Raw genomic sequence first — 15,219 nt, forward strand, 5'->3', positions numbered from 1 at the left:
CCTCAGGGATAGGTCGTACCAGCGTAAATCTTCTCAAGGCGGGTGATCGTTTCCGCAGTCGACATCAGTGGCGCCGTACCTTCCGATACCGCAATGAGGTCTACCGTGAGCACGGAGATTGCCCTGCTTGTCGCGGTGCGGTTTTCAGAACAGTAGTAATCGCTTGGCCAGCCGTAGTACGGCCGATAGCCGAAACCGTAACCGTAGGCTGGATAACCCCAGAAAGGGGCTGGCCTGCATCGGGGATGAGAACGAACATCGACGTCGCTATCGGTCTTTTCGGTAACGATACGAAACACCGGCATTCCGCGTTCCCGGGCTATCCTGGCTGCACGTAGCAAGGCGAGATCGTGGACCTTTTCCTTCTCCGCCAGAATGCGGGAATCCCCGCGCGGATTCTGCGAGGAAATGCGAATTTCTGCCCCGCGATAGGTCACTTCGATCGTATCGGAATCCACATCGCGTTCGCTGAAGCCGAAACTCCCGGCAACAGCGAGCGGTTGCATGGCTGGTCGCGGCGGCGCGGGCGTGCTGCAGCCAGCGGCGGCGATCGCAGCTACGACCAGCAGGATCGGACGGAGGTCGGGGAACGTCATGAACGAACCCTAACATTAACCGGCCCGGATGGCTCCCGCATCGCGCCGTCGCTCAAGCAAATGTGATTTCTGCTAGCGCCATTCCGCGTCTGGATTTGAGAGGACCGCCGGACTAAGGGCCAGGCAGTAGCCGTTCTCGGCCCAGACCTTCTTGCAGGCCTTCCCGGCCTCGGCCTGATCGAGACCGACCAGCAAGGCGGAGTAACGGGTGAGCCCCTCCCAGGTACGCTGGATAATGGCAGGCCGCCCCTTCTTGATCGTGCCCTTGAGCCTGGTCTTCATGGTCGCAATCGTGCTCTCAGCCAGGGCTTTTTGCGGAAAGGCGCCGAACACGACACCCCAGCCTGAAATCCTGGCAGTCGAGGTAATGGTCGAATTGCCGTCCTCGACCACGCGCTGGTCGCAATCGCCACCCTTCAGCAAAGTTGGCGGCGGTCCCTGATCTTCCGCGGCAACCTTGATCGCCACGTCTTTGAGCTTTGGCTTTTTGCTGGCCGTTTGTGAGAATCCGGCATTCAGAAGTTGGGTCATCAAAGAAGCGCGCTCGCCGCGGTTGCTGCCACCCAGCACCACGCCGATCAGACGGCGGCCATTGCGCTTTGCGGACGCCACCAGATTGTAGCCGGATCCGCAGGTAAACCCGGTCTTCATGCCATCGGCGCCCTGATATGAAGAGAGGATACCGTTAACCGACGGCTGCGTGCGACCGGCGATGGTAACGCTCCGCTTGCCGAAGAAATGATAGTGCTCGGGGTAGCTTTCCAGGATGTGCATGGCCAGTTCCGCCATATCCCGTGCTGTGGTCACCTGCCCTGCATGGGGCAGGCCCGAGGCATTGCGGAACTCGCTTCGCGTCATGCCGATACGGTGTGCCGTTTCGGTCATCATTTGGGCGAAGCGCTCCTCGGTCCCGCCGATAGATTCGGCCAGCGCCACCGCCGCGTCATTGCCGGAGACCACGATCATGGCCGTAAGCGCTTGCTCTACCGTGATTTTTTGACCCGTCTTGAAACCGAACTTGGTTGGTGATTGTCCGGCGGCATTGGCTGATACGACGATCTTGTCGGCAAAGTGCAGCTTCCCGGATTTGGCGGCCTCGAACACCATGAAGGCGGTCATCATCTTGGTGAGAGAGGCCGGGTACCAGAGTGCATTGGCACCCTCCGAGCGCAGGACAGTGCCGTCCTTGGCATCGACCAGCACGCTCACGCTCCTGGCTGCAGCCGGCGAGGCGGCGGCCAGGCTTAAGAAAACGGCCAGAACCGGCCAAGCCCACAGCCTAAACGCCATTCGCAACATACTTCCCTCAAATCCCAAAATGGGGTTGGATGTTAAGACATGAGTCTGCGACAAGAGACAAGCGTTTTAGGTATTGTTCTGCGGTTTTACGACGCTAAGGTGACGGAATTGGTAGGGTTTTGGGGGTATCTGTGATCCGAATCACGCGCAATCTGATGGTTGGTGGGTTTCTCGGGCTGGCTGTCTTGTCCGGACTGACTGGCCTTGCCGCCTTGCCTGCCCATGCCGATTACCAGAGCGGTGTCGACGCCTACTACAAGGGCGATTTCCGCGCCGCCTATGAGGCATGGCTGCCATTGGCGGAAGCCGGCGATCCGGTTGCCCAAAACAGTCTGGGCGCCCTCTACGATCACGGTCTGGGCGTCACCGAGGACAATGCCGAGGCCGCGCGCTGGTACGAGATGGCAGCCCAGCAGGGCTTCCCGCTCGCCATGCGCAACATGGGCAATCAATATGCCACGGGCCATGGCGTGCCGTTCGACCTCGAAGCTGCCAAGCAATGGTACGAGCGGGCAGCCGCGGCCGGCGACCAGCAATCTGCCGCCCTCCTCAATCACCTGCGGCCGGCGACCACGCCGCCAGTGGATCCGCAGCGATGGCGACGCCGGTGTTCGCCGCGCCTAGCGTCACTGGCAACATTGCCGAGCCCGTGGACGCGCCCGTCGCGGGGACGCAATCTGCCGACACGGCGGTGAGTGACGACAGCGTAATCGTCGATGCGCCCGCCTTGGCACCCACCGTACCCCAGTCGACCGCCCCGATCGCGCTGAGCGCCGGCGACGAGACCGGCGCAATCCCGGCTACAGGCGATGCTGCGCCACCGCCGGCACCCGTGCAGCAGGCGGCCGTCACCCCGGTAGCACCCAGCACACGGACTGACGGCAATTGGCTGATTGGCCAATGGCAGGGCCCGTCTCTCGGTTGTCCGCAAGGCGGCGGTGTCGAATTCACCGACAACGAGACACTGAGCTGGTTCGACGGCCAGATTGCAGTGCGCCTTGCTTCGACCTACGCCATTTCCGGCGACAACATCGTCGTCACCGCAACCGGTGGCGATGGGACGCCGCTCGAATACACCTATCAACGAAGCGGCCCGGACAAGATCATCATCGTCAGCATTCCGCCGTCGATGCCCAAGTCGCTGTTGGGGATTGCCTACCGCCGCTGCGGCCCCGCCCCGGCCCTCACGGCAACCTTGCCGGCTGCGCAAACGCCAGTCGTTCTACCGACCGCAGCCAGTCCTTCGCCGGTCCCAGCCACGGCGCCCCTCATCGACGCGACGCCCGTGACACCAGCCGCCGCCACGTCCCCGGCCAGCACTTCCGCGGCCAGCGCGGCGCCCGCACCAGCAATCGTCAACGGCACCGCTGCCGCGGGCTGGAAGGCGTTCGAGAACGGTCAGTATGAAGAGGCTCTCGCAATCTTCAAATCGCTGGGCGAAGCGGGCGATACCAACATGCAGGTGATCGTCGGCAACATCTATGATTACGGTCAGGGCGTGCCGCAGGATGATGTCCAAGCCATGCAATGGTATCTGATGGCTGCCGAGCGCGGTAATACCAAAGGGCAGTATCAAGCCGGCGTGCTCTATTATCGCAGCCAGGGTGTGCCGCAGGATCTCATTGAATCTTACCGTTGGCTTGCCCTCGCTGCTGAAGGTCCCTCACCCGGAATGGCAAGCGATCCTGCACATGCCACCGGTATCCAGGCCAGGAACCTGCTGGGCGAAGTGGCTGCCGGGATGAGTTCTGCGGATATCGCCAAGGCCAAGGCCTTGGTCAAGAAGACGCGCAAGAAAAGCTGACGCCCACCGCATTACCGGAGTTTCCCATGTCGACCAATTTTGCCTTTGATGCGGTGGATCTCGCCGCCAAGGATCGCGCGCATCTCATTCATCCCTGGGTCGATCTGGGTCTTGTGAAAGACACCGAGCCGCTGATCGTGTCAGCGGCCGAGGGCGCCTATGTCTACAATGTGCAGGGCCAGAAGATGCTGGACGGCATCGGCGGCATGTGGTGCGTCAACGCCGGCTATGGTCGCGGCGAGATCGCCGATGCGATGGCGGAACAGGCGCGGCGCATGGCCTATTTTTCGCCCTTCGGCGTTATCGGCAATCCGCCGGCGATCGAGTTTGCGCATCGCTTGACGCAGCATACACCGGGCGATCTGAAGCACGTCTTCTTCACGACCGGTGGGTCGACCGCGGTCGACTCAGCTTTGCGCTTCGTCCATTTCTACAACAACTTCCATGGCCGGCCGAAGAAGAAGCAGATCATCACGCGCGAATACGCCTATCACGGCTCGACCTACCTCACCGCGTCCGTCTCGGGGAAGCCCGCCGATCGCGGCAACATGGATCTTGAGACCGGTTTCATCCATCACCTCTCGGCGCCCAATCCCTATCGCCGACCGGACGGCATGTCGATGGAGGCATTCTGCGACGCAAAAGTTCAGGAGCTTGAGGACAAGATTCTGGCACTCGGCCCCGACAATGTCGCCTGCTTCATCGCCGAACCCCTGCTCGCCTCCGGCGGTGTCATCGTGCCGCCGCCCGGCTATCAACGCCGTACGTGGGAAGTGTGCCGCAAATACGATGTGCTCTATATATCAGACGAGGTCGTTACGGGTTTCGGCCGATTGGGACACATCTTCGCCTCGAAAGAGGTGTTCGAGATTGAGCCGGACATCATCACCTGCGCCAAGGGGTTGACCTCCGGCTATATCCCCTTGGGTGCCATGATCGTCTCCGACCGGCTTTATTCGACACTGACCGACAAGGCCGGTCGCGGTCAGACCTTCGCCAATGGCTATACCTATTCCGCGCATCCGGTATCCTGTGCGGCGGGCATGGCCAATCTCGATATCTTCGAGCGCGAAGACATCTGCGGCCATGTGCGCAAGACCGGTCCCCATTTCCGCGACCGGCTGGGTGAGCTCTCCGAACTCGACATGGTCGGTGACGTGCGCGGCAGCCATTTCATGGTCTGCGTCGAATGCACCTCGGACAAGAAGAACAAGACGGTGCCGCCGTCGGAATGGAATGTCGGCAAACGCATCTTCGAGAAGTGCCAGGAAAAGGGCCTGCTCGCGCGACCGATGGGTCATCTCATCGTCATGAGCCCACCGCTGATCGTCAACCGTGCGCAGATCGATTTCGCGGTCGAAACATTGCGTCAGGGAATCGTCGAGGTCATGGACGATCTGAAGCGCGAAGGTCTGTGGAAGGCCTGATTACTTTAGCCAGATCTCGGCACTGGCGGATCGACCGCCGGAATCGATCACGGTCACGCGCTGCGCGCCCTTCCCGTCCGGTTCCCATTGTGCCTGGCGGAGATAAGGGGGCGAATTCACCGGCTTGCCGTTGACCAGCCAGCGCAAAGGCAGATTGCCGCCCTCGGCCTTTAAGACCAGCGGCAGGATGGGGTCGCTCTCGGCAACCGGCACGGTCGAGCCGTCAAGCGGAAAGGAAATACGCAACTTGTCCTGTTCACGCTGCGCTGCCGCCATCATCGGACCGGTATCGTAACGTCGCAAGTTCGCCGGTAGTGCCCCATTCCCAACCAGCAGGGCGCCGGCCGGTGGCACGCCGGCCAGAGCGCTTTCGCTCGGCGGCAACTGATCGAAGGCTTCAAACAGCAAAGGTGCGGCCGCATCGCGCCCCATCCGACCGCCGGAGAACGAGCCGTCGGGGCGGCCGACCCAGATGCCAATGGTATAGTCCCTGGTGTAACCGATCGCCCAGGCGTCACGATAGCCATAGGAGGTTCCGGTCTTGTAGGCGATGCGGCTCGCCTGCCGGCGATTGCCGGATGCGAGCCAAGCGGCGGGTGGCGGGGTGTCTTCCAGGATGCGCGTCACATAGTAGCTGCCGAGCGCGCCGATGAAGGGCTTCACCTCGGCCTGCGGTGTGTTCGCCAGATAGCTCAGCGCCCGCACCTGCCCTTCCTCGGCAAACGAGGCATAGAGCGCCACCAGCTGCTCCAGGGTGACGCCGACGCCACCCAGCACGATCGGCAGACCCGGCCGCCCGGCATCCTTCGGGAGATGCAGCGGAAAGCCGGCATCGGTGAGTTTCTGGGCGAAAGGCGGCGCGCCGATTGCGTCCATCAAGGTGACCGCCGGCAGGTTGAGCGACAGTTGCAGCGCCTCCCGCGCCGAGATTTCGCCGCGGAACAGATGGTCGAAATTTTCTGGTGCCCAGTCGCCGAAACGCATCGGCTGGTCGACCATGATGGTGTCCGGATGCACCACCAGTTCATCGAAAGCCATGCCGTAGATAAAGGGCTTCAAGGCAGAGCCGGGCGACCGGACCGCCTGTACCATGTCGATCGGCCCGAATTGCCGGCGGTCGAAATAATTGGCGGAACCCAGATAGGCCAGCACCCGGCGCCCGTCATTGGCGACCACCAGGGCAGCCAAGGTGGCGCCCGGCTCAAGGTTCACGGAACGGCGTTGCAACAGGGTCTGCAGGGTTCGCTGCAACGCATGATCGATGGTGGTGTGGATCACCGGCTGGCCGGGAAGCTCACGGCGCAAGCGCTCAGCGAGATGTGGTGCGTCGCTCAAGGCCGGCATGCGGCGGGTCGGGACCGCTTCTGCGAGTGCTGCCTGGTAGGCAGGCTGGTCGATCTCCCCTTCGGCCAGCAGGCGCGCCAGCACCTTGTCGCGGGCGCGTTTGGCGGCCTCCGGGAAGCGGTCCGGCCGCAGGCGCTCGGGACTCTGCGGCAGAGCTACGAGGAGCGCTGCCTCTGCCTCGGTCAGGTATTGCGGCTCCTTGCCGAAATAGCCGAGGCTCGCCGCACGAAGTCCTTCAAGATTGCCGCCATAGGGCGCCAGCGTCAGGTAGATATCGAGGACGCCCTCGCTGCCGAGCCGCCAGGTCAATTGCAGTGCGCGCAGCGCTTCGATCGCTTTGGCTTGAAGACCGCGCGGCCGCGGTTCCAGAAGGCGCGCTGTCTGCATGGTGAGGGTCGAAGCGCCCGAGACCACTTCGCCCGCCGCCGCTGCCTGAAATCCGGCACGGGCAATAGCGATCGGATCGACGCCCGGATGCCAGCCGAAGCGGCCATCTTCAAAGGTCTTCAGGTAACGCAGGAACTTCGCATCGACCGCGCTCGTTTCGGCCGGAAACCGCCAGGCGCCATCCGCCGTCGCAAAGGCCCGCAGGACGCTGTCATCAGCCGCCAGCACCAGGGTCGAGTGATCGCGCAACCGTCCCATGAAGGGTGGATAGAGCAGATCCAGCACCAACCCGGCCATCATCGCCAGCAGAAGAAACCCGCTGGCGATGATGGTGAGCCGGGTCAGGCGATGGCGCAGCCCTTTCATGGCGCCGGCGCTCAGTAGGCCGTGACCGTCAACTGGTCGCGGCCGCCACGCGCGCGAACTTCCGGCGCGTACATGTCCTCGACCTGCACCGCTGGCACCGCATAGGCACCGGGCGTCACCGCCCGTACCATGTAAGCCAGATTGAAATTGGCCGTGTCGCTTTCGGCGTCGACGTCGAGCGCCCCGATGAACCGGTCATCGAGGAACTCGCTGTAGGTGAGATTGGTCAAGGGCGGCAACCAGGAGAGATCGCCGGTGCGACGCGTATCCGTCAGCCGCTCGTTTTCGATCTCCAGACCTGCCGGCAGCAGATCGACCACCAAAGCGCGGCGATAATCCGCCGCCAAGACCTTGCCGCTGATGACTGCCACCAGCACATCATTCTGCCGCACGGATTTGAGGTCGACCGGTTCGCCGGACAGCGTGTAGTAGACGCGGGTGATCTCGAAACCACTCTGCTCCGGCGGCAGGTCGGCAATCGGCACACCCGCGACCGTCGCCTTGGCATAGACCGGCTCCGATCCCTTGTTGGTGAAGACCGACCCCGTCCCCAGATCATTTCCGGCAAGATGCAGGAAGTAAGGCTTGGTCTGGTTGATGCTGGTTTCCGCATCGCGGCCGATGCTGATGTTCGACAGGGTCGACGACGTCGTCGCCTTCGCCGCCATAAGGATCCAGACTTCCTCCTGGGTGCTGAGATAGTTGCGCCCGGCCTGCATGTTGGCCAGCGTTTCGAGATAGGCCGTGGGATCCCGACCAGGGAGCTTGGCTTCGCTGAGCAGCGTGATGATCGCTGCCAGATCACGAAGATCCGACCCGTAATCCAGCATATGGCGTCGCGCCCGATTGGCCGCCAGCAAGGCCGCATCGAACGCACCGTTGGCGCGCGCGATATCGCCGTTCAACGCCAAGGCCGTGCCAAGCTGGGCCAAAGCGAGACCCGTCGGCATACGGTCGAGATAGTTGTCAGCGAGATAGCGGAGTTCGCTGAGCTTTGCGTCCTTGGCCTTGGCCAGCACATAGACCGCGTAGGCACGGGCCGCGAGGTTGTCGGCACTGTCATTGTTGTAATCGGTCGCCACGAAGCGCAGGCCAGCAAGGCCATTGTTGTAGGCAATGTCGGAGACGTCGTAGCCACGTTCCCGCGCCTGGGTCAGGAAATCCATGGCGAAGGCCGACAACCAGTTTTCCGGCGAGCTGAAACTGGTCCACAGGCCGAACAGCCCATCGCTGCGCTGCCGTTCCAGGATGCGCCCGATCGCCTTCTGCACCTGTTGCCGATCAGTCTTGGCGTATTTGTTCTCGAGGCTCCAAATCTCCGCCACTTCATTCGTGAAGAGCAGCGGGAAGGCAACGCTGGTGGTCTGTTCCAGGCAGCCATAGGGATAGTGATAGAGATTGGCCAGCACGCTCTGCACATCGAGATTTGGATGTTGGCTGAACGACAGTCGCAGATCCGCCGTTTCCGGCAGGAAGTCAGCCAGGGCATTGGCCGATACCTTCAGCGGTGCCCCCGGCAGGAGGCGCTGCGTCAAGGTTTGGCTGATCGCGGCCTGGGCTGGGCGAACCGGCAGATTGACGTCGCGCGTCAGCGCAAAACCGTCCGGTCCCTTCATGGCAATGGTGACCTTGCCTTCGCCGACACTGAGGCCCTGGACGCCGGCGCGCCAGTCATGGCTGGCACCCTTGGCAAGCTCCACCGTGAGATGTGTCTCGCCGGTCAGGCGCAGGTTCTCGCTGGCGGTAAGATCGATCTCATAGACGCCGGCAGCGCCTTCGACATTCTGCAGCGAGAGCGAGACGGCGCTGTTGTCGCCGGGTGCCAGGAAGCGGGCCGCCGACGCCAGGGCAACCACCGGATCGCGGACGATAAGGTCCGCTTCGGCCGCACCGACATTCTGATCGTCCCAGGCCACCGCCATCAGGCGCAGGCGACCGTTATAGTCCGGCACCTCGAACTTGATCAGCGCCTTGCCGTCCGCATCGAGCTTGACGATGCCGGAGAAGAGCGCCACCAGCTTGATTTCCTTGGGTGCGCCACGCTTGGCAAGGCCTTCACCGTCACCGCCGGAGCGAATTGTGCCGCGCTTGCCTTCCTTGCCGTCGATCAGTTGGCCATAGAGATCGCGGATCTCGACGCCCAGCCGACGCTTGCCGAAATAATGATCGAGAGGGTCCGGCGTCGCAAAATCGGTCAGCAGCAGGATACCTTCATCCACCGCCGCCAGGGTGACATGAGCTTCCTTGCCGGCAAGATTGGTGACAGCCACGGGAATTTCGACCGTCTGCCGCGGTTTCATGGTCTCGGGCACGGTCATCGAAATCTGCAGCGCGCGCGGCATGGGGTCGATGGCGAGCCAGGTGAGGCCGATGGCGCGCCCCGGCCCATGCTCGTTGCCCTTGCCTGCACGATAGGCATTGACCAGCACATAGGCGCCGGCACCCCATTTCTTGTCGACATCGATCTTGATGGTCTTGCCGTCCTTGGGCACCGAGACCGAGAAGGTGTCGATTACACGATCCGTGGCAATGGTCACCTGGGCTTCACCAGCAAAGGGTGCGCTCAGACGGATTTCGGCGGTGTCGCCGGTCCCGTAGAGTTCCTTGTCGGCCACGACCTGCATCTTGTCCGGCGTGCCACCGGTACCCGGTGCCGACCACCAGCCGGCATAGAAGCGCACCGAGCTTGCCGTGCCGCTGACCGCGTCGAACACTTCCAGCCGGTAACGACCCCAGTCAACCGGCAGGCTGAGCTTTCCCGGCTGATCGGCCGCGACAACCAGCTTTCCGGTCGAAGATTCCGCATCGCGCACGACATAGTCATAGTCCCAGCGATTGTCGCGATAGAACCAGACATAATCCCAATCTTCCTTGACCAGACGATAGCTGAGGTCTGGCTGCGCCTTGGTCTTGCCGTCGCGGCCAACCGCCAGCACCTCGAACTCCGCCGGCGTACCCTGCTGCGTCTGGTCATCGGCGAAGAGCGGTTTGATGCCGAGATAGAGATCGCGGTCGCGGATTGGTCGCGTGATCGTCTCGATCACTGGGCGACCGCCGAACTCATAGACCTCGACCCGCAATGTTGCAGCGAGCGGCGTCTGGGCGTCGGGCACCGTGTCGAAGGACATGTCGAGTTCAAGATGACCCTGGTCATCAGTCGAGGTGTCATCATAGACCAATCGCTCCGCCTCGATCTTCTCGTCAGCGAGGCCGAAACGATAGTCCTTGAGGTCGGGGAACGGCTTGTAGTCAGTGGCGATGACCACTTCAGCTTTCACCGCCAGATTAGCCGCCGGTGCCCCGTAGAGATACTTGGCGTCGATCTGGACGGGCAACGGCTCGGGTGGATTGAACACATCGGCAGCGGCAGTCAACTTCGCTTCGATCCGCGCCGGCACCACATCCTCAACCAGGAACTGCGTGCTGGCGAGCGCATCACCTTCGGGGTCTAGATAGGCTTCCAGAGTCCAGGGGCCGGTCCGCGCCGAACTCGGCAAATCGATATCGACGCTGTAGCCGCCCCCGATGTCCGCCACATCGACAAAGCGTTTGGCTTCGATGCCGTCTGGTCGCAGCAGACGGAAGGTCAATTTCTGGCCCGCGAGCGCTGCCGCCGCCGGGTCACGCGACAGCGCCATTACATGCGCCGTCTCGCCCGGGCGGTAGACACCTCGATCGGTGTAAAAGAAGATGTCGATGTCGCCCGGCATGGTGCGGCCGCCGACGCCGCGGTCAGAGAGATCAAAGGCTGGACCGCTGACATCTAGGAAGCTGAAATCGCCATCGCGCCGGAATGCCATGATGGCAGTGGCGGTGCGGCCGCCGGCACCGCGCAGCAGGCCGGGGTCGAAATGCGCCATGCCGGAAGTATCGGTCAGGACCTTTGCCAGGACCTCGTTGTTGCGGGCGATGAGGCGCAGCTCAAGTCGGTGCATCGGACGGCCGCTTTCCAGCGAACGCGCCTGGACATCGAGACCCTCTGTTCCGTTGAAGGCCGTGAGCCCGACATCAGAGACAACCAGCCACTGCGTCGATTGCGGCCGCCAGCGCCAGGAGTAGTCATCCTGCGCCTCTTCATCGGCGGCGTTGTGCGCCATCAGGATGTAGATGCCGGGCTTGGTGTCCGGCACCACTTCGTCAATCGGAAAGGCGGTCACGACGCGCTTGTTGCGGTCGCTCGCAATGTCCATTTCACCGGTCCAGATCTCCTCGCCGGATTTATCGGCGATGCGCTCGCGGTCATATTCCTCAAGATTGTTGAGAAAGCGGCCGTCATAGAGTTCATTGATCAGGTTGCGGTCGTTGATGCGCATCAGGCGCAGCTTCGCCTTGTCGACATTGACCGTAATCAGTGGCACACCCGTGCTGCCGATCTTGGGCAGTACATAGGCCTGATTGCGAAAGCCGATACTGGGAGCACGGTCACCGACCGAGAAGGCCCATTCCTCGTTCTCACTGAGCTTCTGGCCGTCAAGCGCCGGCATGCCCTTGAGCACGATGATCTTGTAGCTTTCGCCGAAACCAAGATTGCCGACGCACAATTGTTGTCCGGAGACGCGATAGGTCGCCTTCAGATCGGACTCGATGCGGACATAATCCTGGTAATTGACCGAATCTGGCGTGGCAAGGTCGCCGCGGAACTCGAGGCAGGCTTCCGGTGTCTCACCTTCGGTGTTGAGCTTGCTGCCCGTCAATGAGAAGGCCAGCATCTGGCGCAGCTGTTCGGCGCGACTGGCAGCCTGTTCATCGTAGTTGTAACGCTGTGCCTCTTCATAGGCCGCGAGCGCCAGCCGTTTCTCGCCCAGATTGTCGAGTTGCTTGGCCACCATGTTGAGGGAGGAGGCCTGCAATTCGTACTGGTCCGTTTCGACATAGGCGCGATAGGCGGCCAAAGCCGCTTTGCGCTTCTCGCCGGCCCCATCGAGAAGATTGGCGAGGGTAATCCAGCTGTCATAGCTTTCGTCACCCAGGCCAAGTGCCCGCGCGCGCAGCGCGACGGCTTCCTTGAACCTTCTGGCATCGGCCTCGGATTTTGATTGCTGGACAAGAAGATCGATTCGGCGGGGATCCTCCCCTTTCGCCGCGGCCAGCAATTCGGCACGGTAGGCGGCTGCTTCGCGCGCGATATCGGCGAGGTCGGTAGCGCTGGCGGATTGGGGCAGAAGGAACTGGAGGATGAGCAGGAGGAAGAAGCCAAGGCGGAAGATGGGGGCACGCATGTCAGTATTCCCGCATGAACGAGTTTTTCTGGAGGTTGTGTTGACGTCTCAGCGCCGCGGACCGTCCCGCAAAAACCCGCAGCGACCAATTATAGCGTCGACGGAACGATTTGATACCCGATGATTGCGACAGGATTTGGGCGTTTGCCAGCTTCGCGCCAAAAAACAACGTCGCCTTGGCGCTCGACGATTCGATTGCTAAGGTCCGCCGGTCATGAGTGAACAGATCACAGAACGACCGGCCGTCGCGCCCCGCACCTGGCTGATCCTGGGTGAGCGCACTGGCGACAATGCCCAGGTCCTGGCGCTGGGTCGTGCCCTTGGCTGGCCCTGCACCGTTAAGCAGATCCGCTACGATGACAGTTGCACGATCGCTTTCAGGACCGCGGCGCCAGCCTGATCGGGGTCGATCTGTCGCGCAGCAATCCACTGATGGCACCCTGGCCGGATGTCATTATCGCCATCGGTCGCCGGTCGGTGCCAGTGGCGCGCTGGATCCGGACACAGGCAGCGCGGCCGCCACTGCTTATTCATCTCGGACGGCCTCGGGTGGATTTGGCGTTGTTTGATCTTGTCATCACCACCCCTCAATACAATTTGCCTGACGCCGCGAATGTGATTGAAATCACGCTTCCATTCGTTTCCGTCGAAGCTGAGGAATTGGGGCGCGCTGCCGCCGCATGGCATGAGCGCTTTGCCACCCTGCCCCGGCCCTGGACCGCCGTCTTGGTTGGGGGGCCGACGCCACAACTCACCTTTGGGGCCATGGAAGCTGACCGAATGTTGGCAGAATTGGCGGATTTCCGCACCAGGCACGCCGGCAGCCTGCTGGTCACAACATCACCCCGAACCGATGCCAAGGTCGTCGCGGCCCTGAAAACCGGCTTGGCACAGATCGCGCCCGGCAAATACCTGTTCTTCCCCTTCGACGCCGGCGTCGACAACCCCTACAAGGCGATGCTGGCGCTCGCGGATCGATTTGTCGTATCGGTGGACAGTGCCTCAATGGTGGCGGAAGCGGCGACGCGTCAGAAGCCTATCCATCTCTTCCACCTGCCAAAGATCCCACCGAAGGTGAAGCCGGGGCTCAAATCCGCGCTTTCGCGCAATTGGCGCCTGCGCCGCAAAGCGCGGCAGGATTCATCGTTGCCGGCAGATCCGCTCGACAAGCTCTATGATTTCTGGACCCGGCGCGGCAAAGCCCGACCACGGCGCGATATCGACCAGTTGGAGAATCGCTTGATCGACATGGGCGTGGCGCTGCCGCTCGGCGTGGATGCCGAGACGACCGAACCAGCCTTTCTCGGGTTGCGAAGCGAGATACAGGTCGCCCTAGAAAGGATTCGAGCGCTCTGGCAAGAGAGAGATGGAAAATAGGATCATTTTCTTATACCCCTCTAGGCAATGCTTGAGGCTAGTGCAAGCTGCGTGATATGACGCCCCGATGAAATTTCCCCGGGAATCCCGATAAAATGCTGGTTTGGATTGACGCTGCCCAATGCGGGCGGATTCCGAAGATCTTTGGCCTTACCCTGGTCGAACGCCATCTTCAGGCCCTGAAACGCTCGTTGCCGCGCCCCACCAGGATCGTGGTTGATCTCGGCGCGGATGGCCAGAAACCATCGATCGATTCCAGCCTCAACGATGTATTCCCGATTGAGTGGCGCCAGGGCGCCAGCAGTTTTGCGGCCCGCCTCAATGCCTTTCTGGCCGAAACCGGCACCCAGCCGATCCTGCTTCTGGACGGCGCCACGTTGCCGGACGCGCGGCTCCACACCTCGCTCGCTGGCCTCGCTGATTCCGTGGCAGTCATGGCACCCAAGGACCAGGAGCGTGCCGCCATGGTGCGGCTGGACAGCGGCCTTGCCGGAGGTGCGCTTGATGCGGAAGACCTCTATGCCCTGGCTGAAAAGCTCGTGGCAGCCGGCACCGTGCGCGCCTATGGACAGGATGAGTTCAACGGCTTCATCCGTAAGCTGCGCCGTACCATCCCCTATTACATGTTCCGGGTCGAGACCGCCGACAAGGCAGCCAAGGTCGAGAAGTTCATGTTCTGGTCGAACTACAAGGGTTCGACCGACTTCTTCACCCGCTATGTCTACCCGCCCTTGGTCTGGATCTCGGTCGGGCCGCTGGCCCGGGCGCGTGTCCACCCAAATGCAGTAACGATCTTCAGCATCATCCTGGCGCTGGGTGCCATTCCGATCTGGGCGATCGGCGAGCCATGGTCCTTCTGGACGGGCTTTGCCATGGCCTATGGCATGAGCGTCCTCGATTCCGTCGACGGCAAGCTTGCCCGCCTCACCTTCACCCGATTCACGACTCGGCAACTTCCTCGACCATGGCCTCGACATGGTGCATCCGCCCTTTGGTATCTGTCATGGGCCTACGGCATCGGCCTTGCCACGCTTGGCTGGGGATCCACGCTCGGCATCGCCACCATCCTGGTGATGGTGTTCTACGTCGTCGACCGGCTGATCCTGAAGGTTTATCCGACCTACTTCCAACGCGCCTTCCATACTCATTCGAAGCTTGATGGGCGGATGCGCACCTTCATCGCACGGCGCAACATCACCCTGCCGATGTTCATCCTCGGCTATGCGCTGGGCCTGGCCACCGAGGCCTTCTACCTGATCGTCGCCTGGCAGATCCTGACCGCCACCTATCACGGTGTGCGCACGTTCTGGATCATCGTCATCGACCGAGCACATCTCAAGGACCGCCGGCCGACTGATGTCGCCAGTGCCCTGAAGCAAGTCGACTGAAATGGAAAACGC

At 62.0% G+C, this 15,219-nt stretch carries 10 protein-coding genes; 6 read left to right on the forward strand and 4 right to left on the reverse strand.

Features of this window, described 5'->3' with window-relative positions:
* Positions 1-2: 2 nt before the first annotated feature.
* Positions 3-596 (reverse strand): hypothetical protein, encoded by a 594-nt coding sequence (locus IPK59_02970; GenBank protein ID MBK8157782.1) that lies wholly within the window; start codon positions 594-596, stop codon positions 3-5.
* 72 nt (positions 597-668) lie between these two features.
* Positions 669-1,799 (reverse strand): D-alanyl-D-alanine carboxypeptidase, encoded by a 1,131-nt coding sequence (locus IPK59_02975; protein ID MBK8157783.1) that lies wholly within the window; start codon positions 1,797-1,799, stop codon positions 669-671.
* A 227-nt stretch (positions 1,800-2,026) separates the two neighbouring features.
* Between IPK59_02975 and IPK59_02980 the strand changes: the two genes are divergently transcribed.
* The 3 genes from IPK59_02980 to IPK59_02990 are packed head-to-tail and all read left to right on the forward strand — an operon-like array spanning position 2,027 to position 5,126.
* Complete coding sequence (locus tag IPK59_02980) at positions 2,027-2,590, forward strand: sel1 repeat family protein (protein ID MBK8157784.1); 564 nt, start codon at positions 2,027-2,029, stop codon at positions 2,588-2,590.
* A complete protein-coding gene (locus tag IPK59_02985) occupies positions 2,587-3,699 on the forward strand; it encodes a sel1 repeat family protein (protein MBK8157785.1) in 1,113 nt (370 codons plus the stop codon). Before IPK59_02980 ends, IPK59_02985 begins: the two co-directional genes overlap by 4 nt.
* A gap of 26 nt (positions 3,700-3,725) precedes the next feature.
* The gene (locus IPK59_02990; GenBank protein ID MBK8157786.1) at positions 3,726-5,126 is read left to right on the forward strand and encodes an aminotransferase; all 1,401 of its coding nucleotides are present in this window, start codon (positions 3,726-3,728) and stop codon (positions 5,124-5,126) included.
* Here the strand turns inward: IPK59_02990 and pbpC are convergent, their stop codons facing one another.
* Both pbpC and IPK59_03000 read right to left on the reverse strand, forming a co-directional pair.
* Positions 5,127-7,223: a penicillin-binding protein 1C gene (pbpC, locus tag IPK59_02995; GenBank protein MBK8157787.1), complete on the reverse strand. Its 2,097-nt coding sequence runs from the start codon at positions 7,221-7,223 to the stop codon at positions 5,127-5,129.
* A gap of 11 nt (positions 7,224-7,234) precedes the next feature.
* Positions 7,235-12,442, reverse strand: a complete 5,208-nt coding sequence (locus IPK59_03000) for a hypothetical protein (GenBank protein MBK8157788.1) — start codon at positions 12,440-12,442, stop codon at positions 7,235-7,237.
* 214 nt (positions 12,443-12,656) lie between these two features.
* Here IPK59_03000 and IPK59_03005 point away from each other — a divergent pair, with 214 nt between their 5' ends.
* From IPK59_03005 to IPK59_03015, 3 genes are all read left to right on the forward strand, one after another.
* Positions 12,657-12,842, forward strand: a complete 186-nt coding sequence (locus tag IPK59_03005) for a hypothetical protein (GenBank protein ID MBK8157789.1) — start codon at positions 12,657-12,659, stop codon at positions 12,840-12,842.
* Positions 12,806-13,819 (forward strand): mitochondrial fission ELM1 family protein, encoded by a 1,014-nt coding sequence (locus IPK59_03010; GenBank protein MBK8157790.1) that lies wholly within the window; start codon positions 12,806-12,808, stop codon positions 13,817-13,819. The genes IPK59_03005 and IPK59_03010 overlap by 37 nt, the downstream gene beginning before the upstream one ends.
* A gap of 95 nt (positions 13,820-13,914) precedes the next feature.
* Positions 13,915-15,207 (forward strand): CDP-alcohol phosphatidyltransferase family protein, encoded by a 1,293-nt coding sequence (locus IPK59_03015; protein MBK8157791.1) that lies wholly within the window; start codon positions 13,915-13,917, stop codon positions 15,205-15,207.
* The last annotated feature ends 12 nt before the right edge of the window (positions 15,208-15,219 follow it).

It is taken from the genome of Rhodospirillaceae bacterium (assembly GCA_016712715.1).
Lineage (GTDB): Bacteria > Pseudomonadota > Alphaproteobacteria > Dongiales > Dongiaceae > Dongia.